This window comes from Myxococcus dinghuensis, from assembly GCF_024198235.1.
GTDB lineage: Bacteria > Myxococcota > Myxococcia > Myxococcales > Myxococcaceae > Myxococcus > Myxococcus dinghuensis.
The window spans coordinates 65,157-85,855 of record NZ_JAKCFB010000032.1; the positions used below are offsets into that span (position 1 = coordinate 65,157).

Below are 20,699 nucleotides of genomic sequence, written 5' to 3' on the forward strand. Positions count from 1 at the left end.
GCCGCGTGGCACCGCCCCTGCAAGGAGTCCGCGCGAGGTGTGGTTTCCCCCGGGTGGGCAAGCGCCTGGGGGAAGGTGAGCCAGTGATTCGTATTCCGCGACGGAGGGCGTGATGGCGACAGCGAGGGTCTTGCGGAGAGCGGTCAAGGCAGCGGCCGCTGGCGTACTGCACTACAGTGGAATGCGCCGGGCGATGGCGGCATACCGGCGCGCGCAGTCGGGTGGTAGGCGCATCCTCATCGTGAGCTACCACCGGGTGGTGAGCGACTTCACGGGGGAGCTGCAGCGCTCCATCCCGGGGCTGCTCATCAGCCAGGAGACATTCCGCCGGCACATCGACGAGGCCACGGCGGCGGGTTTCGAGTTCGCGTCGATTGGCGACGCGGTCGACGTGATGAACGGGCGGCGGGTCACCAAGAAGGACCTGTGCGTCATCACGTTCGACGACGGGTACCGGGACGTCTACCGGTACGCCTATCCCATCCTGAAGCAGCTGGGGGTGCCGGCCATCACCTACCTGCCGACGGCGTTCATCGGCACGAAGCGGCGCTTCAACCATGACCGGCTCTTCCACCTGCTGCGGCGGGCGCAGGAGCGGCACTACCACCCCATCTACGCGGAGCTGCCCGAGGCCTCCATGGAGCTGCTGGGGCCCATCCTCTCCGGCCAGAAGACGGTGTCGGCGGCGCTGGACGACTTCATCGGTGAGCACCCCACGCGCGTGCTGACGTCCATCATCGACGCGCTGGAGCAGCAACTGGGCGGCGGGCCGGACCTGGTGCCGGAGCAGGGCGACATCATGAACTGGGACGAGGTGCGCCGCATGGCCGGCGACGGGTTCGAGTTCGGGGCGCACACGCTCGGCCACACGGTGCTGACGCTCGAGCCCGCGGCGGTGGTGGAGCAGGAGATCCTCGAGTCCAAGCGCACCATCGAACAGGAGGTGGGCATCCAGGTCCGCGACTTCGCGTACTGCAACGGCTGGTATTCGGATGAGATCATCCGCGTGCTGTCGCAGCACGGCTTCCGCTCGGGGGTCACGACGGAGGACCTGCCCAACCGCATCGGCGGGGATCCATTCACCCTCAAGCGCAAGGTGATGTGGGAGAACTTCAGCCTGGGGCTGTTGGGGGACTACTCCTCGCCGCTGACGGGCTGCCAGTTCGACGACTGCTTCGGCGTGCTGGGCATGAGCCGGCCGGTGCCGGGGCGGCGCCCGCATGCGTTCCGCGGGGCGGTGCTCGGCAACGTGCTGGCGGCGCCTCCGGGGGCCCTCATGCAGGAGGTTCCGTGAGCGGAGCCTCCACGTCCGTCGCGCCCGGGGGCTCGTTCCTCGGGCGGGCCGGACCGCTGGTGTTGGCCCGGCTGTTCACCGCCGGGCTGACGCTGTCCATCCCGCTCGTGCTCGCCCGGGTGTTGCGCCTGGACGAGTACGGCACGTACTACCAACTGTTCCTCATCGCCACGACGCTCTACTACGTCCTGCCGTTCGGCGTGGTGCAGAGCCTCTACTACTTCCTTCCGCGCGCCGAACAGAAGCGGCCGTACCTGGGCCAGACGCTGCTGTTCATGTCCGGCGCGGGGCTCCTGGGCGCGGCCATCGTCTGGGGGCTCCTGGGGCCGTTGGCGGCGTGGTTCTCCAACCCCGCGCTGCTCGAGCACCGCGCGCCCCTGGCGGCCTATACGGCCTTCCTGCTGGGCAGCTTCCCGTTGGAGGTGTCGCTCACGGCGCAGGGGCGCACGCGCGCGTCGGCCGGGGTGTACCTGGTGTCGGACGGGCTGCGCGCCGCCGTCATGGTGGTGCCTCCGCTGCTGGGGGCGTCGCTGCACGGGGTGATGGTGGCGGTGGCCCTCTTCGCGGCGGTCCGGTACGCGGCGACCTGGGGCGTGGTGTTCCGGGGCGTCAGCGGCCCGCTGGTGGACCGCGCGCTGTTCCGGGGGCAGGTGTCCTACGCGGCGCCCTTCGGCGCGGCCATGCTGCTGGCGATTCCCCAACAGAACGCGCACCTGTACGCGGTGGCGGGCGCGGTGGCGCCGGCGCTCTATGCGCTGTACCGCGTGGGGTGCTTCCAGCTGCCCGTGGTGGACCTGCTCTACACGCCCACCAGCGAGGTGCTGATGGTCCGGCTGGGTGAGCTGGAGCGCGAGGGGCGGCTGGAGGAGGGTGTCCAGGCGTTCCGCGAGGCGGCGGGGCGGCTGGCCTATGTCTTCCTGCCGTTCGCGGCGTTCCTGTTCGCGGCGGCGCCGGAGTTCATCGGCGCGCTGTTCGGCGAGAAGTTCCTGCCGGCGGTGCCCGTCTTCCGCGTCAGCGTGCTGGGCGTGGTGCTCGCCATCCTGCCCATGGACGGGACGCTGCGGGCGCGGGGGCTGACGCGCGCCATCTTCGTGTCCTACGCGGTGAAGGCCGCGGTGACGGTGCCGCTCGTCTTCCTGGGGGTGCGGTACCTGGGGCTGATGGGCGGTATCGGTTCGTGGGCGGTGGCGGAGCTGGTGGGCAAGGTGCTCCTCCTGCGGCGCGTGCCGGAGGCGCTGTCCACGCCGAGGCTGTCGCTGGGACTGATGGACGTCATCCCCTGGAAGGCGCTGGGGCGGGCGTCGCTGGCGGCGGGTGCCGCCGCGGTGGGGGTGTTCGCCCTGCGCGCCGGAGCGCAGGGGGCCTGGGGGCGGCTGCCGGGGGGCTTCTTCTGGCGGGTGCTTCCGCTGGCCGTCGCCGGCGTGTTGTACGCCACCGGCTACCTGGTCGCGCTGCGCTTCGCGGGCATCCGGCCGCTGGCGTTGATCGCCGGGCTGCGTCCACGACGCGCGTGAAGCGGAGGGCGTGGCACTCCGGGGCCTACTTCCCTCCCGGGGGGTGGGTGCCTAGGTTCCTCGCCGTCGCAAGCTCGGGGCAGGGAGGCGTGATGGGTGTCGACGCGATGACGTTGTACCGGTTGGCCAGGCGGCTGCGGGCCCGGCGGATTCCGCTGCTTCCGGCGGTCCTTCGCAAGGCCATCTACTATCTGCACAGCTCGTACGTGCCCGACGAGGCGGAGATCGGCGAGGGGACGCAACTGGGCTACGGCGGAATCGGCGTGGTCATCCACAAGGCGGCGCGCATCGGCCGCCATTGCCTCATCTCCCAGCAGGTGACGATCGGCGGCCGCTCCGGCATCGAGGGCGCGCCGGTCATCGGTGACTACGTGCGGGTGGGGGCCGGGGCGAAGATCCTCGGCAACATCCACGTAGGCGACTTCGCCGTCATCGGCGCCAACGCGGTGGTGCTCAAGGACGTGGCGCCCGGCATGGTGGTCGCGGGCATCCCGGCGCGGGTCATCCGGCAGGATCCGGATCCGCTCACCACGTACCAGCGGGAGATGGGGCTGTTGCCCCGCCGCGCGCCGCTGTCGCCCGTGCCTCCCGCCGCCTCGATTCCTCGATAGGGCCTCCATGCGCGTGCTCCTGGTTGGTGACCATCCGCCGCCGCATGGTGGCGTGGCGATCCACGTCCAACAGCTCCACCGGTTCCTGCGCGAGCGCGGGGTCGAGGCCAAGGTGCTGGACATCGGGAAGGGCGGCCGGCCGGCTCCGGACGTCCACCCGGTGCGGGGCATCGCCCCCTTCGGTCTGCGGCTCGCGGGGTTCCTGACCTCCGGTTGGACGGTGCACGTCCACTCCAGCGGCAACAACCCGAAGGCGTGGCTGCTCGCGGCCACGGTGGGGAGCCTGCCCGTGGGCCGCGCGCCCCGCTTCATCACCCTGCACTCCGGGCTGCTGCCGGACTACCTGGCCGCGTCCGCGGCGCGGCGGGCCTTCGCGCGCGTGGCGCTGGCGGGCTACTCGCGCATCATCGCGGTGTCCGGGGCGGTGCGGGACGCGCTGGTGGCGTGTCGTGTCCCGGAGGAGAAGCTGGTCGTGCACCCGGCCTTCTGCGCGTCGCAGGTGCGGCCGGGGCCGGTCCCCGAGGCGGTGGAGGCCGGGCTCGCCCGCAGGCGCCCGCTGCTGACGTTCGCTCACCACCCGTCGCCCGTCTATGGCCGGCGGGTCGCGTTCCGCGCCGTGCGCGAGCTGGCGGAGACGTGGCCGGACGTGGGGCTCGCGGTGTTCGGTCCGGGAACCGATTCGGAGACGTTCCTCCGCGACGTGCGGGAGTCCGGCGTCGCCAGGCACCTGGAGGTGCTGGGGGAGCTGGAGCACGGCGAGGCGCTGGGGCTCATCCAGCACAGCGCCGCCTTCCTGCGGCCCACCACGCACGACGGGGACTCCCTCTCCGTGCGCGAGGCGCTGGCCCTGGGGGTGCCGTGCGTGGCGAGCGACGTGTGCGCGCGCCCCGAGGGCACCCGCGTGTTCCGCGCGGGCGATTCGACGGCCCTGGCGTCGGCCGTGCGCGAGGCCGTGGCCGCGGGGCTGCCGCGTATCCAGGCCCCGGACGCGGGGCCGGTGTTGCTCGGGCTGTACGCGGACGCCACCTCCGGGGGGCGGACGTCCCCCAGGCCCGCGCCCGCGGCTTGAGCGGGCCCTTCACACGCTACGACTCGCGGCGAGCCGCGAGGGTGTTCGACACAGGAGACGAGAGACATGCGCCGCAGTGATGACCTGGACCTGACCCGCCGAGCCCTTCGGGGCAGAGACCTGGTGGTGTTCTCCAACGACTGGGACGGCGACCCGCTGTCCAAGGTCCACATCATGCGGATCCTCTCCCGGGACAACCGCATCCTGTGGGTGAACAGCATCGGCAACCGGGCGCCGCGCGCGAACGCGCACGACGTCAAGCGCATCCTCGGCAAGCTGGAGCGCTTCACCCAGGGCCTGCGCGAGGTGGAGCCCAACCTCCACGTCCTGTCGCCGCTGGCGATTCCGTTCTATGGCTCGGAGCTGGTGCGCGGCGCCAACCGGGAGCTGCTGCGGCTCCAGGTCCGCCGGGCGATGAAGCAGCTCGGCTTCCAGCGCCCCATCTCCTGGAGCTTCCTGCCGGCCTCCGCCCCGGTCTCCGGGACGCTGGGCGAGGAGTTCGTCGTCTATCACTGCGTCGACGAGTTCTCCGCCTTCAGCGACACCAACGGTCGGCACATCGCGGAGCTGGAGGAGCGGCTCCTGCGCCGCGCCGACCTGTGCATCACCTCCGCGGAGCGCCTGCGGGAGAGCAAGTCCCGGGTCAACCCGCGCACGGTGCTGGTGCGGCACGGCACGGACTTCCGCCACTTCGTGAAGGCGTGCGACCCGGCCACGCGCATCCCCGACGACATCGCCCGGCTGCCCAAGCCCATCATCGGCTTCTTCGGACTGGTGGCGGACTGGGTGGACCAGGAGGCCATCGTCGCCACCGCCCGCGCGCACCGGGAGGGCTCCGTGGTCATCATCGGCAAGACGACCCCGGACTGTGACGACTCCGCGCTGCGGGCCGAGCCCAACATCCACATGCTCGGCCGCAAGCCCTACGCGGACCTGCCGGGCTACAGCCGCGCCTTCGACGTCGCGCTCATGCCCTTCAAGGTCAGCGAGCTGACGCTCAACGCCAATCCGCTGAAGGTCCGCGAGTACCTGGCCGCGGGGCTCCCCGTCGTCTCGACGGACCTGCCGGAGGTCCGCAAGGTGGGGCTGTGCAAGATCGCCACCTCCACCCCGGACTTCGTGCAGAAGGTGGACGAGTGCCTCGCGGAGGGCGCGGGTCCGAGCCGCGAGCGCGCCGAGCGCATCTTCAACGAGAGCTGGGACGCGCGCGTGGATGAGATCCGCCACCACGTGGGCACGGCGATGTTGGCGGCCGGAAAGTCGCTTTGAGACACTCCGACGGCACGTCGCGTGAATCGCGCGCGGCGTCCGTCGGACGGAGGACGCTTCAGGCCGCGGGGCGCGACGACGCGTGCCCCGTCACGGCGCGCTCCAGGTGGGCATAGGCGCGCGCCACCCGCGCGTAGTCCGCGGGACGCACGACGGGCTGGGCCTGGAGGCTGGTGAGCTCCGCCCGCGCCGCCAGGTAGTGGGCGGCGGCGATGCCTCCGTCCCGCTCCAGCAGCCGCGCCGCCTCCGCGTCGTCCAGGGTGAGGGAGATGCCCAGGCGCTCCTGCATGCGCTGGCGCAGCGCCCGGTCCAGCTCCGGGAGCAGCTCCCTCTCCACCTTCGCCCGTCGCATCAGCCAGCCCATGCTGCGCACGTACTCGAGCGCGGAGCGGTGGCGCTCGACGCGCAGGGGCCGGGGCGCGCCGAACCGCGTCCCGCGGGAGAGGGCGTAGAGGAGTCCCACTCCCAGGACCTGGGCGACGAACACCCAGATGCCGCGCGACAGCGGTGGGGGCGGGGCCTGGAGGTGGTGGTACTCGTCGACCACGAGCGGCCCCCGGAGCGAGAGCGCGTCCCAGAACCGGGTGTTGTCCAGCAGCTCCAGGCGGCGGTTTTCGAGCAGATCCGCGCCCGCGAGGATGAAGATCTCCCCGCTCCCCACCGCGCGCCGCCACAGCGTCACGGCGCCGCCGAGGCCCGCCAGGGGCAGGGCGTCCGGGTGCCAGACGACGATGCCCCGCTCCTGCGAGACACGCAGCGAGGTCAGGCCGCGCAGCGGGCCGGTGGAGACCCAGACGTCCACGGTGGTCCCGCCCGCGTCCGCCAGGTCCGTGCCCAGGCCTCGCTCCGTCGCCGGCAACAAGGGGCCTTCCTCCAGCCGCAGCCACGACTCCAAGGCCGCCTGGTGTCGTCCCAGCTCGCGTGGAGACAAGTAGACGAGGGTGCCACCCACCTCGACGAACGACCGCAGCGCGAGCACCTCGTCCTTGGTGATGGGGCGGCCCTCGGGGGCGGCGATGACGAGGGTTCGGGTGTCCTTCGGCAGGGCGTCGAGCGGAGCGAGCGACGTGGCCACCGGGCGTCCGCCCTCGCGCAGGAACAGGTAGAGCGCCCGGGCACCCTGGGGACCTGTGTTCTCCACGGTGGGCACCGGGGACTCCGGGGGCTCCCTCCGCGCGGACAGGCCCACGGCGAGCGCCAGGGCGATGAGCAGCGCGAAGGCGGCGAGGGTCCGGACGTTCTTCACGCGGCGACCTCCGCGCCCGGCTCGCGGTGGAGCCGCTCGACCGCGTCGATGAAGCGTGTGGCCTCGTCTTCCCTCACGGGGGTGAGGGAATAGAACGTCTGGTCGTACCAGCGCACGAGGCGCTCGACCTCCCCGACCACGGCGGCGGGAGCGCCACGCGACGGCAGCTCCGCCGCGAGCTCACGGTTCGTCCGCACCCGGTCCGGGCGGGCCCAGCGCCGCTCCTCGAGCGAGGACAGGAGGGCCAGCAGGCCCTCGCGAATGCCCTCGCGGGCGTCATGGGGCAGGGCCGCGCGTGCCCGTCTCAGGTGCTCGGGGGGCGCGTCGAGCACGAGGGGGCGCTCGGCGAGGGTCGCGCCCGTCGTCGCGACGGGACGGCGCAGCCGCCGCTCGCGCAGGCGCAGCACGCCCCACAGCACCACGGCGAGCGCCAGGCCCAGCATCACCGCGCGGGTGGCCACCGCGAAACCCTGGGCCTCCCGCGACTCGAAGAGCCCCTCCAGCCAGCCCTCGATGCGGCGCATCCACTGCTTGAGCAGGTCGCCATGTCGCTTCCGGGCCTGGGCGAACTCCGGCCGATCGAGGATGGCCTTCAAGCGTCCTTGCTCTTCGGTGGAGAGCTCGGGGACGGGGACCTCGTCCCGCCGCGCCTCCAGGGCGCACAGGTGCTCCAGGAAGTCCGCCACCTGCTTCGCGCGCTGGGGCGCGGTGGCTCCCTCCTCCGCGGGAGGCAGGGGCACGCCCCTCAGGCGCGGCGTGAGTCCCTCCAGGGCCGCGGGCAGTTGGGAGGGCTGTGTCCGGGCCAGCTCCTCCAGTGAATGCGCCGTGGCCTCGCGCTCGGCGCAGGGCAGGGCGGTCAGCAGGACGAGGAGGGACAGGGCGGACACGGGAGGCCTCGTGGCGGGGCTTCAGGCCGCCTGCGGGGAGGACGGCTCGGGGGCACCCAGGCGCTGCTCCAGGTCCAGCGCCTCGCGGCGCACGCGCATGTCCAGGTAGAAGAGGGTGCAGAAGACGAAGTTGACGGGCGAGAAGATGGCCTGCGCCACCGCCTGGAGGATCTCCACGGGCACCAGGAGGTACTGGGGCGTACGCGCCAGGGTCGACGCGTCGAAGGGGCTCCCATACGGCAGCATCACCAGCCACGAGGGGATGGTGAAGACGAAGTGGAGCGAGAGCAGGATGAGGCTCACGACGGTGAAGAGGATCATCGCTCGCACCACCACGCGCCCCAGGAACCCGGGCTCCACGCGGCCCGACAGCAGGGACCCGGAGCGCTTGAACGCGGCCCACGCGCCCAGGTCCTCCATGGCGAGCACGGGAGGCAGCAGGAGGAACCGCAGGAAGTACCAGAGCATCGCCGCGAACACGCCGAGGACGGCCAGCAGGGTGCCCACGCCGACGAGCACGGCGCCGAGGATGTTGGACTTCGCGGCGACCAGCACCGCGCCCCCGAAGAGCATCAGGCCCCCCGGCAGCACCAGCAGGAGGGTGATGAGGCAGGCCCAGCCCAGGGACAGCAGGTACGCGCCCGTCAACGGCCCCACTTGCGACAGGGCGCGGCGCAGCCCGTCCGCGGCGCTGACGGGGGTGCCCAACTGCGCAGAGGCCACGTAGCGGGCGGTGGCCACCATGGCGAACCAGTAGATCCAGATGACGAGCACGAACATGCCGCCCCACAGCGCGGTCATGAGTCCCACCTGGCCCATCATCGCCGTGGGGTCCGACTTCGCGATCTCGTCGCGCTCCGGCGAGTAGAGCAACGGGGTCCACCGCTGCGTGGCCACCACCATGGTCTTGGCGATGATGTAGCCCATGAGCGTGTAGCCCAGGCTCAAGACGAAGAGGGGCTTGAGGTGGCCGCGCCAGAAGGCGACGGAGCGGTCGATCATCTCCCCCATGGCGAGGGGACGCAGCGCGGAGGTGGTGGGCGTGGAGGTCACGGGGCGCGCAGTATAGCCCGAGCCGGGCTGGCCGTTAGCAGCGACCGGGCCGCGTCGGCGGGATCCTCCGCCTCCAGCACGGCGGAGATGACGGCGAACCCCGCCGCGCCGGGCACCTGACGCGCGCGCTCCGGGGTGATGCCACCCAGGGCGAGGGCAGGGCAGGCGAGCGCCCGTGACACGGCGAGGAAGCCCTCCAGTCCCAGCGTCGCGCGCGTATCCCCGGGCTTGGAGCCAGGCGCGAACACGGGGCTCACCAGCGCGAGGTCCGCTCCAGCCGCCGCGCGCGCCTCCCGGGCGTCGTGCACCGCCATGCTGACGAGCCGGCCCGGGGGCAGATGGGGGCGGACCTCCGCGGGGACGGGGCCGGAGGCGGCCAGGTGCAGGTGCGCGCCCACGAGCAGCGCGACGTCGAGCCGGCCGTTGACGAACAGCGGGTTGCCCCGGGCCTGGCACAGCGAGGCCAGCATCCGGGCCTCCGCGAGGAACTGGCGCGTGGGCGCCTCCGGGTGCCGGTGTTGGATGGCGACGTCCGGTCCGGCCTCCAGCGCCCGCTCGAGCGCGCGCAGGAGGGCGTCGGTGGGCAGGCGCCAGTCGGTGACGACGACGAGGCGGGGGAGGGGCGTCACCGGGAGCGGGCCCCTCGCCTCAGTCGACGAGGCCGTCGATGGGGCTGGAGGCGGAGCCGTAGGCCTTCCGGGGGATTCGGCCGGCGAGGTACGCGTCGCGTCCGGCCTCCACGGCCTTCTTCATGGCCACGGCCATGCGCACCGGGTCCTTCGCGCCGGCGATGGCGGTGTTCATGAGGACGCCGTCCACGCCCAGCTCCATGACGATGGCCGCGTCGGAGGCGGTGCCCACGCCCGCGTCGACGATGACGGGCACCTTCACCGTCTCCATGATGAGGCGGATGTTGTGCGGGTTGCGGACGCCCAGGCCGCTGCCGATGGGGGCCGCCAGGGGCATGACCGCCGCGCAGCCGGCGTCCTCCAGCTTGCGCGCCGTGATGGGGTCGTCGCTGGTGTAGGGGAGCACGGTGAAGCCTTCCTTGACCAGGATGCGGGCGGCCTTCACCGTCTCCTCGACGTCCGGATAGAGCGTCTTCTCGTCGCCGAGCACCTCGAGCTTGACCCACTTGCTCATGCCCAGCTCCTCCGCGAGCCGGCAGGTGCGCACCGCGTCGTCGGCCGTGTAGCAGAGGGCGGTGTTGGGCAGCAGGCGCAGCTTCTGCCGGTCCACCCAGTTCATCAGCGAGGCCTCGCCGGTGGCCTTCAGGTCCAGCCGGCGCACGGCCACGGTGATCATCTCCGTGCCGGAGAGCTCGTGGCAGCGCTTCATGATCTCGTGGCTGGGGTACTTGCCCGTGCCGAGGATGAGGCGGGAGGAGAACGTCACTCCCGCGAGGGTGAAGGGCTTGTCCTGGATGCTCATGGGGTTGACTCCTCGCTACCCGCCGCCGACGAAGGTGACGATCTCCACGCGGTCCCCTGGCTGGAGGTGGTGCTCGGGGTGGCGGGCGCGGCGCACCACCTCGGCGTTCACCTCCACGGCCACGCCCGGACCGCCGATCCGCAGCGACTCCAGCAGGGCCGCAAGCGTCAGCGCTTCCGGCACCTCGCGCGTTTCTCCGTTGACCCAGACCTGCACGGCCTCACGGCTCCTTGCGTAGGGGACCGGACGAGCCACTACAGGGGGGGGGACCGTGCTGTCAACGCACACTCGGGCAGTACGTCCGCCATCGTCACCGGTATACTCGGCGTCATGCTCATGGCTCCCAGCAGGCTTGTCTCCTCCGCGCTCGTCGTCGCGCTCGGGTTGCCCTTCACCGCCGCCGCCGAGGACACCACCTCGGAGGACGCGCCGGTCGCCGCCGTCGACGCGCCCGTCCGCGCCTCCACGCCCGCGCTGCATGGACACCGCTACGCGTTCGTCGCGGGCGGGGTGCTGGCCCTGGGCGGCCTGGGGCTGGGCTTCTTCGCGCAGGGCGAGGCGAAGCGGGCCCAGGGGCTGACGTCCGCACGGGAGGCGCGCATCGGGATGGATCGCGCGCGCGCCGCCTCGGCCACCGCCAACGTCCTGTACGTCGCCGCAGGCGCCGCGGTGCTGTACGGCCTGGTGCTGGAGCTGCTGCCCGACGAGGCCGCCGACGCGGCGAGTCTGACCTACCACTTCTGAACGGCCCCCCGTGCTCAACCGCTCTCCCGTCCCCCTCGTCGCCTGTGGCGCGCTGCTGGTCGCCGTGGCCTGCTCCATCCAGATGGACGAAGTCGCCGGTCGCGCCTGCTCGGAAGACTCCGACTGTCCCTCGCTCTACGCCTGCACCGGGGGGAGCGTCGAGGGTCAGCGCACGTGCGAGGTCGTCTACCCGCCAGTCGCCTCCGCTTCGGACGGCGGCGCCGACGCGGGCACCGTGCCGACGTACTGCGCGGACATCGAGCCCATCCTCGCCGCGAGCTGCGTGAGCACCTGTCACGGCGCGGACACCAGCGGCAGCCAGGTGTCCAACTTCCGCCTGGACTACTACGAGCCCACGGGCAATGGCGTCCCCGGCGCGAAGGCGAGGGCGGCGCGCATCAAGGCGCGGGCCTTCGACTCGCGGGACATGCCCCCGTCGACAAGCGCGGTCGCCAGGCCCACGGACGCACAGCGCGCGCTCATCGCCCGCTGGGTGGCGGGGGGCGCGCCCTACTGCGACACCGACGGGGGGACCGATGCCGGCACCGATGGTGGCCTCTGAGTCGTCCCCCGCAACCGCCTCCCGCTTCCGTTTCCACGACGAGCCCATCCCATGAAGAAACTCCTCGCGTGCGTCTGCGTCGGCCTCGCCGTGGCCTGCACCATCGACGTGACGGACTTCACCGGCAAGACGTGCGAGTGGCCGAGTGACTGTCCCGACACCCATGTCTGCATCGCGGTGCGTCCGGGCGCGGGCCGCACGTGCGAGGTGCTGGGCCTGCCCGGGACCGGCGACGCGGGCGGCGGCGACGCGGGGCCAGTGCCGACGTACTGCGCGGACATCCAGCCCATCCTCGCCGCGAGCTGCGTGAGCTCCTGCCACGGCGCGGACACCAGCGGCAGCCAGGTCGCCTCGTTCCGGCTCGACTACTACGCGCCACCGGACGGCGGCGTGGACGGTGGGACCGACGCCGGGACGGTGCCGGGGGCCTACGCGAAGGCGGAGCGCGTCCGCCAGCGCGCCTCGGTCTTCCAGGACATGCCGCCCTCCGGCAGCGCCGTGCCGTCGCCTTCCGCCGATGAGCGCGCGCTCATCGCCCGGTGGGTGCTGGGGGGCGCTCCGTACTGCGATGACGGCACGACGAACCCGGACGGCGGCACCGCGGACGGCGGTTCGTCGGATGCGGGCTCCGACGCCGGCTCGCGCGACGGCGGGTAGCCTCGCCCCGCGGTCGGGTGAAAGGGGAAGGGCGTGACCTCTCCGGGCACGCCGTTTCCCACCCGTGAGGGTCTCCAGGGATTGTTCCCACGCAGAGCGGCCGGACGACCAGGCGCCGTGTCGCCCGTGCCGACTCCCTGGGCATTTCTCGTGCTTGCCGCAAGCCCTTTCCGGGGGAGGGGGGAACGCTCACTTTCTGCCCAACACCGGGAGACAGAGGCTCGACCGGACAGCCTACTGAAAGGGGCAGGAGAATATGCGCAAGCTCATGATGGCAGTCGGTGCTGTTGCGGCGGTGGCGATGGTGACCGGGTGCAAGCGGGACAACGTCGCCGAGGAGCGCCAGGACGTCGCCGAGGCCCAGGCCGAGGCCCAGCAGAAGACGGCGGAGGTCCGCCAGGACGAGCAGAAGGACCTGGCGCAGGCCCAGCGCGACGAGAACGAGAGCGTCGCCGAGGCCCACCGCGACGCCCAGGAGGCCATGGCGGAGACGCGGCGGGACGCGCGGGAGGACATTGCCAGCGCGCAGAAGGACGTACGCGACGAACAGCAGGACCTGAGCGAGGCCGAGCGCAACAGCCAGGAGGACCTGGCGCTGGGCGGCTCCGGCACGGCGGGCGCCACCGCGGCCGCCGTCAGCGTCCAGGGCCGCGTGCTGTCCTCCGGCATCAACTCGCTCACCGTGGTCGACACCTCCAGCAACCGCGAGCTCAAGCTGAAGACCAACGACCAGAGCCGCATCCTCCAGAACAACCGTCCGGTGAAGCTGGGCGACATCAAGGAGGGTGACCAGATCCGCGCCTCCTACGTCCAGGACGGCAAGGACATGGTGGTCCGCGAGCTGAACGTCACCCAGGTGGTGACGCCGACGACGCGGTAGCCGACAGCGCAGGCGGGCGGTCCGTCTCCTCACGGACCGCCCTGGAACGGCCCTTGCTCCGGCGGGGCCGTTTCCTTTTCTTTCCAGAATCCGTTCTGAGGGGTTGGAAGGACGTGTCGGACGTGGGTGGTAGGAGGAACCCGTGGGGTATCCCCACGCCTTCCCAACCCTGGGGAGGACCTCGCCACCTGGAGCCTCATGGGCACTCGTCACCCCGAAACCCCTTCGTCCAGACCCTTCATCCTCTTCTCCACCGGCGCGACCGCCTACGAGCTGATCCGCTACCTGGGCGGACGCGGCCCGGGCGAGCTGCTCGTGGCCCGCCGGCACTACGCGGACTCACCCGGAGACCTGGTGCTCGTCAAGCGCCTGCGGGACACCGGGGACGTGCTCGGGCGGGCGCGCCTGCGCGAGGAGGTCAAGCTGCTGATGCGGCTGTCGCATCCGGCCATCGCGCAGGTGTTCCTGGTGCGCGTGCACGACGGCGCGCCCCACCTCGTCATGGAGTACGTGGAGGGGCGCAGCCTGGAGACGATCATCAGCCTCGCGGCGCTCCGGCGCAGGCCCCTGTCGGAGGCCTTCGCGCTGTACGTGGGCGCGCAGGTCGCGGACGCCCTGCACCATGCCCACACGTTGGAGGATGATCGGGGCCGGCCGCTGGGCATCGTCCACCGGGACATCAGCCCGCGCACGCTGCGCGTGGATACGCGGGGACACGTGAAGCTGGCGGACTTCGCGCTGGCCTGGGCGAAGCTGCCGGGGAGGATGGACACGGAGGGGCACGTCGTCCGGGGAGACCTGGCGTATGCCTCACCCGAGGCGCTGCTGCGCAGACCGCTGGACGGCCGGGCGGACCTGTTCTCCCTGGGCGTGGTGCTGCTGGAGTTGCTCACGGGCCTGCACCTGCTGGACCTGGAGGCGGTGGAGCGCGCGGCGATCGCCTCCGGCCCGCCGCCGGACACGGAGCTGCTCGAGGCGGAGACGCCAAGCTGGTTGACCGCGCCCATGATGGCCGCGCGCATGGCATGCCTCTCTCCGGACCACGTCGACCACGCCACGCGGGGGTTGTCCCCTCCGGTGAGGACCCTCCTGGGGCGGCTGTTGCGCCGTGAACCCTCCGAGCGCTTCCAGCGCGCGGAGGAGCTGCGCGACGCGCTTCGGGCGGTGCTCGGGGGGCTGGGGTATCCGTATGGTCCCCCGGAGGCGGAGCGCGAGGTGGCCCAGGTGCGCCGTGATGCGCGTGCCCGCCGTCGCGGCGCGGACGTGCTCGGGCCCGACGAGGAGCCGCTCCACGAGGAGCCCTCCTTCTCCGAGCGCCCGACGGGGACGTGAGCGGCGGTGGACGTCGAAGCCCTGTCCGGAGGACGGGGTGCTTGTGTGGCGTGCGGGGATGGGCAGACTGGGGCCCCATGGGCGACGTGAACGAGCTCCACCAGCGCTGGTGCATCGCGGACGGGCATGCGGACTCCCTCATGTGGAACCGGGACCTGGGGGTCCGCTCCGACGAGGGGCATGTGGACTTCCCTCGCCTGCGCGAGGCGGGGGTGAAGCTCCAGTGCTTCACCATCGTCACCCGGGGCTTCCCGTTCATCGGTGGCTTCCCGGTGTTCGCCGCGTGGCGGGGGTGGCCCCGGGAGGCCCGGGCGAGCGAGTGGACGCGGGCCTTGTGGCAGTTGGAGCGGATGGACGCGTTCTGTCAGGCCTCGGGGGACACGGTGCGGGTGGCCACGTCGGGGCCCGTGCTGGAGGAGAACCTCGCCCGGGGGCGGCTGTCCGCGGTGCTGGGCATCGAAGGGGGGCACGCCATCGAGGGGCGGGTGGAGCGGCTGGCGGAGCTGCACCGGCGTGGGGTGCGCTTCATGGGGCTGACGCACCTGTCGAACAACGACCTGGGGGGCTCCTCTTTTCCCATGATGGGAAACCGGGGCCTCACCGCGCTGGGGCGCGACGTCATGGCGGAGATGGCGCGCCTGGGGATGAGCGTGGACGTGGCGCATGCCTCGGAGCACACGCTGGCGGACCTCTTCTCCCACCCGGAGGTGCGCTTCTTCTGCTCGCACACGGGCGTGCGCGCGGCGGGAGGCGGCTGGCGCAACCTGAGTGATGCGTCCTTGCGCTTCATCGCGGAGCGGGGCGGGGTGGTGGGCATCATTTTCGCCCCCGTGTACCTGGGCGGGGACACCGTGGACGACGTGGTTCGCCACATCGAGCACGCGGTGGACGTCATGGGCGAGGAGGGCGTGGGGCTCGGGTCGGATCACGACGGCATGGTGCCGCTGCCCAAGGGGATGAAGGACGTCACCGACCTGCCGCTGCTCACCGCCGCCCTCCTGAAGCGCCACCCGGAGTCGTGGGTGGAACGGGTCATGGGTGGAAACTTCCGGCGTTTCTTCCAGGAGACACTGGGTGGTTGACCGGGAGCGGGACGCTCGAAATATTGGCTGGAGACCCATGAATCGTTCTCTCTTCTTCCTCGTGTCCGTTGTGGGCTCCCTCCTCGTCGCCGGCTGCGGTCAGAGCGTGGGCGACGACTGTGATGGGAATGGTTTCATCTGCCAGGAGGCCGTGCTCGCGCTGGAGTGCCGCGACGGGAAGCTCCGGGAGGTCCAGTGTCGGGGGCCGCTCGGCTGCCGCGAGTCCGGTGACACGGTGCGCTGCGACACGTCGCTCAACGGCGCGGGGGACGCGTGCGCGGCCAGCGCCGAGGGCAAGGGCCTGTGCAGCAAGGACGGCAAGTCGATGCTCGAGTGTCGCCAGGGCGTCCTGGTCGAGACGGCGAGCTGCGCGTCCTGCACCGTGGAGGACTCCGAGGTCACCTGCCAGCCCTGAGCAGGGGGCCCAGGCGCGTCAGGCCCTCCCGGCGCGGGTCGTGTGGTAGCGTCGGAGCGCCGCTCGCGGGACTCCGATGCGACTTCCGATTCAAGCCTTTGGAGCCTGACACGCTGGTCGTTTCACTCTTCCCCGAGCGGCGCTCGTCTCTCCCGTCCGGAGGCCGTGCGCACGATGTCGTCGCCCCGAGAAGTCCGCATCGAGCAGGTCGCCCGCGAGGACCTGGTGATGTTCGTCAACGCGTGCTTCTCCTGCACCGGCCAGCGGGAGTTCTACGGCGATGCGCGCGGCCAGACGGTCTCCATCGAGTTCCTGCACCAGTACATCCTGGGCAACTACCGGCGCCTGTACCGCCGCACGCTCGCGGCGGGCATCAACCACTTCAACCAGGCGCAGATCGTCCTCAACCTGCTCGCCGCGGGCAGCCCGTCCGACGCGGCGGAGCGCGGGGAGGAGGGGGCCCTCATCGCCGCGGCCCTCCGGGGCCTTCCGACCCAGCGGGCCTTCCGCGTCCTGGAGTCGCTGCGCGCGCGGCGCATCAACAACCGCCGCGCCCGCGCCGTCGCCCGGGACTATGTGGCGGGACGCGGCAACCTGCCGTTCGACGCCGTGAAGTACCGCTCCAAGCTGCGGGCGACGGTGGCGCACGGGCACCTGAAGCTCCCCGGTGAGCTGGGGGCCTTCCTGTTCCACGGCTGGAAGAAGCGCGGCTTCACGGAGCCCCTGCTGGAGTCCTTCCGGAAGGCGCACTTCTCCCAGGAGGCGCTCTACGCATTGCCCTTCACGGTGGCGGAGGGACTGGCCGCGCGGCATGGCGTCGCGCGCGACGTGTTCCTCCGGCGCATCGAGCCGCGCCTCACCCAGGCGGAGCGACTGCGCCTCCAGGAGTCCGCGGCCCGGGAGGGCGGCGTGGAGCCGCCGGTGGACCTGGAGCGGGCGCCGTTGACGAAGCTGGCGCTCTACGTGCTCTCGCTGGACCTCGAGACGCGAAGGGCGCGGCGAGTGGAGTTGCACACGGCGTTGGAGCGCTCCGCGGCGCGGGTGCTGGCGCGGGCGCCGTCGTCCCTGGGGCGCGTCGCGGTGGTGTTGGACAACAGCTATTCGGCTTCGGGCTCGCTGCAGAAGCGCCGCCGTCCGCTGGCCGTGGCCCTCGCGGCGCACTACCTGCTGGAGGGCGCGGCCCGGGAGTTCCGCGCGTTCTGGACGAGCCCGGTGGAGGCGCCGCTCCTCGCGACCGCGCGTGGACAGTCGGACCTCGCCACGCCGCTGCTGGAGGCGCTGTCGTGGGGCGCGGAGCTGGTGGTCATCGTCTCGGATGGCTACGACAACGACCCGCCCGGGGCGGTGGCCGAGCTGACGCGGGTGTTCCGCGCGAAGCTGGACCCCGGACGCCGCACGGCCCTGGTGCACGTGAACCCGGTGTTCGACGCGGAGGAGTATGCGCCGCGCTCGTTCGGCCTCGCGGTCCCCACGGTGGGCGTGCGCGACGCGGAGGACCTTCCGACGGTGCTGGGCTTCGCGCGCTTCGCGGAGGGGACGGCCTCGCTGGGGGAGCTGGAGCAGTACCTCGCCGCGCGCGTGACGCCCTGGTTGGAGCGGGATGCGCGCCTGCGAACGCGCGGTGAGTCGCAAGCCCCGACCTCCCCCGCGGAGGAGGTCGAGTCATGAAGGACGCGCGACTCATCCAGAAGCTGGAGCCCCGGGGCTTGAGGCTCGCGCCGTCCCAGGTCTGGGGGCGCCTGCGGCTGGTGCCCGTGCTGCGGGACGTGGTGCGCGACGACCTGCGTCTGTCGCGACGGGGTTATGGCGACGCCGTCTCCGTCGTCACCCTGGAGGGGGAGCTGAAGGGGCGGGGGCTCAGGTACGTCACGTACATCCCCCATGGGTTGGTGGTGGACTGGAGCCCGCGTCAGGCCGACGCCACCTATGGCACGCGGCTCCACGTACAGGACGGCAAGAAGGTGAAGGCTGGGCCCCTGGCGGTCCGCCTCCTGCACCGGATGGTGCGCCGCGAGGACAAGCACCAACTGCGCATGCTGCCGCTGCACCTGGCGATGGAGGGCTTCCTGGCGCTGCACTTCGGCGGGCCGGAGCTCGCCTGGGCGGAGTATTCGCGCGAGGCGCTCTCGCGTGGCCTGAGCCCCCGTTCGGAGCAGGCGTACCCGGGCTGGTCCGAGCCCCTCCTCGACGGCGCCCTGCGCACCTTCGAGCTGCACGAGCGTCAGGTGGGGTTGCTGTTGTTCAACGCGGACGAGCTGCTGTCTGCCTTCGTCGTCCCACACCCGGAGGACTACCGCGCGCTGCACCGCACGCTGTTGGAGGACTTCTACGGCGAGCTGCTGCTCCAGTTCGGCTTCCTCTCCGAGGCGCCCGCGCTGGGCCTCACCCTCGACGACGCGCGTGTCCGAAGCCTGGAGGACCTGGGGACGGAGGTCTCCCGCATGCGCGCGGACTGGGCGGACTTCCACGCGTTCATGGCCGGGGGGCTGTTCGGGGTCGACGTGACGTCCCGCGAGGTCTACGAGGCGGGGCCGTTCCTGCTCCAGCGCTTCCATACGCGCCTGGTGCCCTCGGAGGAGAACCACCTCGGGGAGGCCATCGTCGGGCCGGAGGGGACGCTGGAGTACCTCAAGACGCTCCGCCTCTCCGCGGCGCAGACCCGGCGGGCGTACCTGCTCCAGCAGCTCGCCGAAGCGGACTGGGCGTTGGACGAGGCGGCCGAGGTGATGCGGACGACCCGGGCGGACCTGCTCGTCCGCTTGGAGAACGCGGGGTTCGGCTACCTCGTGAAGCCGCACGTCCTCGAGGAGGCCCGGCGCGCGGTCGGGAAGTCGCGCTGACGCGCCGGGGTCCTCAGAGCGAGGAGAGGAACGCGTCCAGGACGGCGTTGAACTTCTCGGGCTGCTCCTGGTTCGCCAGGTGCGCCGCGCCGGGGATGACCTCCAGCCGCGCACCCGACACGAGGTCCGCCATCTGCTTCGCCTTCTCCAGCGGGGTGGTGACGTCGTGCTCGCCCACCACCACCAGCGTGGGGCCCGCGTAGCGCGCGAGGATGTCCTTGCTGTCGGGGCGCAGCGCCATGCCTCGCAGGGCCGCGGCGATGCCCGCGCGCGACGCGGTGCGGATCATCGCCTCCACCTGGTGCCCGACGGAGGACTGGCGGCCTCCCACGACGAGCTTGGGCAGGAGGGACTCGATGAGTGGATCCGCTCCGCGCTCCAGCACCTCCTTCGCGGAGGCCTCGCGCCGGGCCTTGCCGGCCTCGTCGTCCGGTGTGCACTGGGTGTCCGCCAGCACGAGCCCCGCGACGCGCCCCGCGTCCTCTCTCAAGAGGGCCATGGCCGCGTAGCCACCCATGGAGACGCCGCCCACCACCGCCCGGTCGATGTTCAGCGCGTCGAGGATGCCCAGGGCGTCCTTGGCGATGCGGGACATCTCCGTGGGGCCCTCGCCGGGCACGCTCTCCCCGAAGCCCCGGTGGTCCGGGACGATGAAGCGGAAGCGCCCCGACAGTGCCCTCACCTGGGCGTCGAACGCGTCCCCGTTGAGGGGGAAGGCATGGAGCAGCAACACCGGTGGGCCCTGGCCCACGTCTCGATAGTGCAGCGGGATTCCATCCACGGTGACGGTCAGCATTCGGCCTCCGGGCGATTGCGAGTCAGAGCCATTGCTTCCGCTTGAACCACAGAAACAGGCCCACGGGCAGGAGGATGATCATCGCCCACATCGCGTAGTACGAGCCCCGACCCGACAGCACCTCGAAGTTCTGCCCGAAGAATCCGACGATGAACGAAAGGGGCAGGAAGATGGTGGCGAAGATGGTGAGCTGCTTGGTGATGTCGTTCGTCTTGTTGGCGACCATGGACAGGTAGCCGTCCATCACGTTGCCCAGCAGGTCCCTGCCCGCGTCGATGGCCTCGTACAGCCGCACCAGGTGGTCGTACACGTCGCGGAAGTAGAGGGTGGAGCGCTCGTCCACGTTGGGGATGCCCCGCCGGGCCATCAGCCCCACCACGTCGCGCTGGGGCGACAGCACGCGGCGCAGCTGCACCAGCGTGCGCTTCATCTCGAAGATGCGCTGGAGGTGGGACTTCTCCGCGTTCGCGAAGATGGCCACCTCCAGGTCCTCCAGCTCGTCGCTGAACGCGTCGAGCAGGGGGAACTGCGCGTCCACCAGGCCGTCCGCGAGCAGGTAGAGGATGAAGTCCGTGCCCCGCTCCAGCGTGCCCTTGGGGTCCGTCTTCACGCGCTGGACGACGCCGGCGTGGCCCGCGAAGGGCAGCTCGTGGACGCTGATGATCCATTCCTTCGCCAGGAAGAAGTGGTGCTCATGCATCGTCAGGTCGCACGCGTCCTCGCCGGAGGCGGTGAAACCCTGGAGCACGACGAAGACGTGGTTGGGGTACTCCTCCAGCTTGGGGCGCTGGTCCAGGTGGAGGCAGTCCTCGACGGCCAGCTTGTGCAGGCCGAACCGCTCCGCCAGCCGGGCCATCACCGCCTCGTCGGGGTGCAGGACGTCGACCCACTTCCTGCCTTCTTGCTCGAGCAGCTCCTCACCACCCGTGAAGAGGGTCCCATCCTTCAGCAGACAGACCTGGATCATCCCGTAGCGCTCCCGGACCTTGCGGCACGGCCCCGGGGCGAGTGCTAGAA

The 20,699-nt window shown here is 71.7% G+C and carries 22 protein-coding genes; 14 read left to right on the forward strand and 8 right to left on the reverse strand.

The window, feature by feature from the left end:
* Positions 1–193 precede the first annotated feature (193 nt).
* The 5 genes from exoL (at position 194) to exoP (ending at position 5,757) form a co-directional block, all read left to right on the forward strand.
* A complete protein-coding gene (gene exoL / locus LZ198_RS31440) occupies positions 194–1,294 on the forward strand; it encodes a spore coat polysaccharide deacetylase ExoL (protein ID WP_323383087.1) in 1,101 nt (366 codons plus the stop codon).
* The gene (gene exoM, locus LZ198_RS43840; RefSeq protein ID WP_253975809.1) at positions 1,291–2,808 is read left to right on the forward strand and encodes a spore coat polysaccharide flippase ExoM; all 1,518 of its coding nucleotides are present in this window, start codon (positions 1,291–1,293) and stop codon (positions 2,806–2,808) included. The genes exoL and exoM overlap by 4 nt, the downstream gene beginning before the upstream one ends.
* A 92-nt stretch (positions 2,809–2,900) precedes the next feature.
* Positions 2,901–3,419 carry a serine O-acetyltransferase gene (locus LZ198_RS31450; RefSeq protein WP_253975810.1) on the forward strand — a complete coding sequence of 173 codons (519 nt, stop codon included), beginning with the start codon at positions 2,901–2,903 and terminating at the stop codon, positions 3,417–3,419.
* Between the two features lie 7 nt (positions 3,420–3,426).
* On the forward strand, positions 3,427–4,488 hold the full coding sequence (locus tag LZ198_RS31455) for a glycosyltransferase family 4 protein (RefSeq protein WP_253975811.1): 1,062 nt from the start codon (positions 3,427–3,429) through the stop codon (positions 4,486–4,488).
* Positions 4,489–4,554: 66 nt separating this feature from the next.
* Complete coding sequence (gene exoP, locus LZ198_RS31460) at positions 4,555–5,757, forward strand: spore coat polysaccharide biosynthesis glycosyltransferase ExoP (RefSeq protein WP_253975812.1); 1,203 nt, start codon at positions 4,555–4,557, stop codon at positions 5,755–5,757.
* 58 nt (positions 5,758–5,815) lie between these two features.
* Here the strand turns inward: exoP and LZ198_RS31465 are convergent, their stop codons facing one another.
* From LZ198_RS31465 to thiS, 6 genes are read right to left on the reverse strand one after another with little or no spacing between them, the layout of a single operon-like run.
* The gene (locus LZ198_RS31465; RefSeq protein WP_253975813.1) at positions 5,816–7,003 is read right to left on the reverse strand and encodes a DUF4350 domain-containing protein; all 1,188 of its coding nucleotides are present in this window, start codon (positions 7,001–7,003) and stop codon (positions 5,816–5,818) included.
* Complete coding sequence (locus tag LZ198_RS31470) at positions 7,000–7,890, reverse strand: DUF4129 domain-containing protein (RefSeq protein ID WP_253975814.1); 891 nt, start codon at positions 7,888–7,890, stop codon at positions 7,000–7,002. The genes LZ198_RS31465 and LZ198_RS31470 overlap by 4 nt, the downstream gene beginning before the upstream one ends.
* 21 nt (positions 7,891–7,911) lie before the next feature.
* Positions 7,912–8,943, reverse strand: a complete 1,032-nt coding sequence (locus tag LZ198_RS31475) for a hypothetical protein (RefSeq protein WP_253975815.1) — start codon at positions 8,941–8,943, stop codon at positions 7,912–7,914.
* The gene (locus LZ198_RS31480; RefSeq protein WP_253975816.1) at positions 8,940–9,572 is read right to left on the reverse strand and encodes a thiamine phosphate synthase; all 633 of its coding nucleotides are present in this window, start codon (positions 9,570–9,572) and stop codon (positions 8,940–8,942) included. Before LZ198_RS31480 ends, LZ198_RS31475 begins: the two co-directional genes overlap by 4 nt.
* A 19-nt stretch (positions 9,573–9,591) precedes the next feature.
* Positions 9,592–10,374, reverse strand: a complete 783-nt coding sequence (locus tag LZ198_RS31485; RefSeq protein ID WP_253975817.1) for a thiazole synthase — start codon at positions 10,372–10,374, stop codon at positions 9,592–9,594.
* A 15-nt stretch (positions 10,375–10,389) separates the two neighbouring features.
* The gene (gene thiS / locus LZ198_RS43500; protein WP_253975818.1) at positions 10,390–10,590 is read right to left on the reverse strand and encodes a sulfur carrier protein ThiS; all 201 of its coding nucleotides are present in this window, start codon (positions 10,588–10,590) and stop codon (positions 10,390–10,392) included.
* A 114-nt stretch (positions 10,591–10,704) separates the two neighbouring features.
* On the opposite strand from thiS, the gene LZ198_RS31495 reads away from it, so the two are divergent.
* The 9 genes from LZ198_RS31495 to LZ198_RS31535 all read left to right on the forward strand — a co-directional run bounded on the left by LZ198_RS31495 (position 10,705) and on the right by LZ198_RS31535 (position 18,886).
* Complete coding sequence (locus LZ198_RS31495) at positions 10,705–11,118, forward strand: hypothetical protein (RefSeq protein WP_253975819.1); 414 nt, start codon at positions 10,705–10,707, stop codon at positions 11,116–11,118.
* 10 nt (positions 11,119–11,128) lie between these two features.
* Entirely contained in the window at positions 11,129–11,680 is a 552-nt protein-coding gene (locus LZ198_RS31500; RefSeq protein WP_253975820.1) for a hypothetical protein, read from the forward strand.
* Positions 11,681–11,731: 51 nt separating this feature from the next.
* Positions 11,732–12,337 (forward strand): hypothetical protein, encoded by a 606-nt coding sequence (locus LZ198_RS31505; RefSeq protein ID WP_253975821.1) that lies wholly within the window; start codon positions 11,732–11,734, stop codon positions 12,335–12,337.
* Positions 12,338–12,605: 268 nt separating this feature from the next.
* Positions 12,606–13,217 (forward strand): hypothetical protein, encoded by a 612-nt coding sequence (locus tag LZ198_RS31510; protein WP_253975822.1) that lies wholly within the window; start codon positions 12,606–12,608, stop codon positions 13,215–13,217.
* 198 nt (positions 13,218–13,415) lie between these two features.
* A complete protein-coding gene (locus tag LZ198_RS31515) occupies positions 13,416–14,549 on the forward strand; it encodes a serine/threonine-protein kinase (RefSeq protein ID WP_253975823.1) in 1,134 nt (377 codons plus the stop codon).
* Positions 14,550–14,626: 77 nt separating this feature from the next.
* Positions 14,627–15,631 carry a dipeptidase gene (locus LZ198_RS31520; protein WP_253975824.1) on the forward strand — a complete coding sequence of 335 codons (1,005 nt, stop codon included), beginning with the start codon at positions 14,627–14,629 and terminating at the stop codon, positions 15,629–15,631.
* A gap of 37 nt (positions 15,632–15,668) precedes the next feature.
* Positions 15,669–16,046, forward strand: coding sequence for a hypothetical protein (locus LZ198_RS31525; protein ID WP_253975825.1), 378 nt, complete (start codon positions 15,669–15,671; stop codon positions 16,044–16,046).
* Positions 16,047–16,220: 174 nt separating this feature from the next.
* Entirely contained in the window at positions 16,221–17,714 is a 1,494-nt protein-coding gene (locus tag LZ198_RS31530) for a hypothetical protein (RefSeq protein WP_253975826.1), read from the forward strand.
* Positions 17,711–18,886, forward strand: coding sequence for an ARPP-2 domain-containing protein (locus LZ198_RS31535; RefSeq protein ID WP_253975827.1), 1,176 nt, complete (start codon positions 17,711–17,713; stop codon positions 18,884–18,886). Before LZ198_RS31530 ends, LZ198_RS31535 begins: the two co-directional genes overlap by 4 nt.
* A 13-nt stretch (positions 18,887–18,899) precedes the next feature.
* Here the strand turns inward: LZ198_RS31535 and LZ198_RS31540 are convergent, their stop codons facing one another.
* A complete protein-coding gene (locus LZ198_RS31540; protein ID WP_253975828.1) occupies positions 18,900–19,682 on the reverse strand; it encodes an alpha/beta fold hydrolase in 783 nt (260 codons plus the stop codon).
* A gap of 22 nt (positions 19,683–19,704) precedes the next feature.
* A complete protein-coding gene (corA, locus tag LZ198_RS31545) occupies positions 19,705–20,649 on the reverse strand; it encodes a magnesium/cobalt transporter CorA (RefSeq protein ID WP_253975829.1) in 945 nt (314 codons plus the stop codon).
* Between the last annotated feature and the right edge of the window lie 50 nt (positions 20,650–20,699).

Coding starts and splice junctions, on each gene's coding strand:
- exoL (WP_323383087.1), top strand. CDS start 194: ATGGCGGCATACCGGCGCGCGCAGTCGGGTGGTAGGCGCATCCTCATC.
- LZ198_RS31450 (WP_253975810.1), top strand. CDS start 2,901: ATGGGTGTCGACGCGATGACGTTGTACCGGTTGGCCAGGCGGCTGCGG.
- LZ198_RS31455 (WP_253975811.1), top strand. CDS start 3,427: ATGCGCGTGCTCCTGGTTGGTGACCATCCGCCGCCGCATGGTGGCGTG.
- exoP (WP_253975812.1), top strand. CDS start 4,555: ATGCGCCGCAGTGATGACCTGGACCTGACCCGCCGAGCCCTTCGGGGC.
- LZ198_RS31485 (WP_253975817.1), bottom strand. CDS start 10,374: ATGAGCATCCAGGACAAGCCCTTCACCCTCGCGGGAGTGACGTTCTCC.
- LZ198_RS31495 (WP_253975819.1), top strand. CDS start 10,705: ATGCTCATGGCTCCCAGCAGGCTTGTCTCCTCCGCGCTCGTCGTCGCG.
- LZ198_RS31505 (WP_253975821.1), top strand. CDS start 11,732: ATGAAGAAACTCCTCGCGTGCGTCTGCGTCGGCCTCGCCGTGGCCTGC.
- LZ198_RS31510 (WP_253975822.1), top strand. CDS start 12,606: ATGATGGCAGTCGGTGCTGTTGCGGCGGTGGCGATGGTGACCGGGTGC.
- LZ198_RS31515 (WP_253975823.1), top strand. CDS start 13,416: ATGGGCACTCGTCACCCCGAAACCCCTTCGTCCAGACCCTTCATCCTC.
- LZ198_RS31520 (WP_253975824.1), top strand. CDS start 14,627: ATGGGCGACGTGAACGAGCTCCACCAGCGCTGGTGCATCGCGGACGGG.
- LZ198_RS31525 (WP_253975825.1), top strand. CDS start 15,669: ATGAATCGTTCTCTCTTCTTCCTCGTGTCCGTTGTGGGCTCCCTCCTC.
- LZ198_RS31530 (WP_253975826.1), top strand. CDS start 16,221: ATGTCGTCGCCCCGAGAAGTCCGCATCGAGCAGGTCGCCCGCGAGGAC.
- LZ198_RS31535 (WP_253975827.1), top strand. CDS start 17,711: ATGAAGGACGCGCGACTCATCCAGAAGCTGGAGCCCCGGGGCTTGAGG.
- LZ198_RS31540 (WP_253975828.1), bottom strand. CDS start 19,682: ATGCTGACCGTCACCGTGGATGGAATCCCGCTGCACTATCGAGACGTG.
- corA (WP_253975829.1), bottom strand. CDS start 20,649: ATGATCCAGGTCTGTCTGCTGAAGGATGGGACCCTCTTCACGGGTGGT.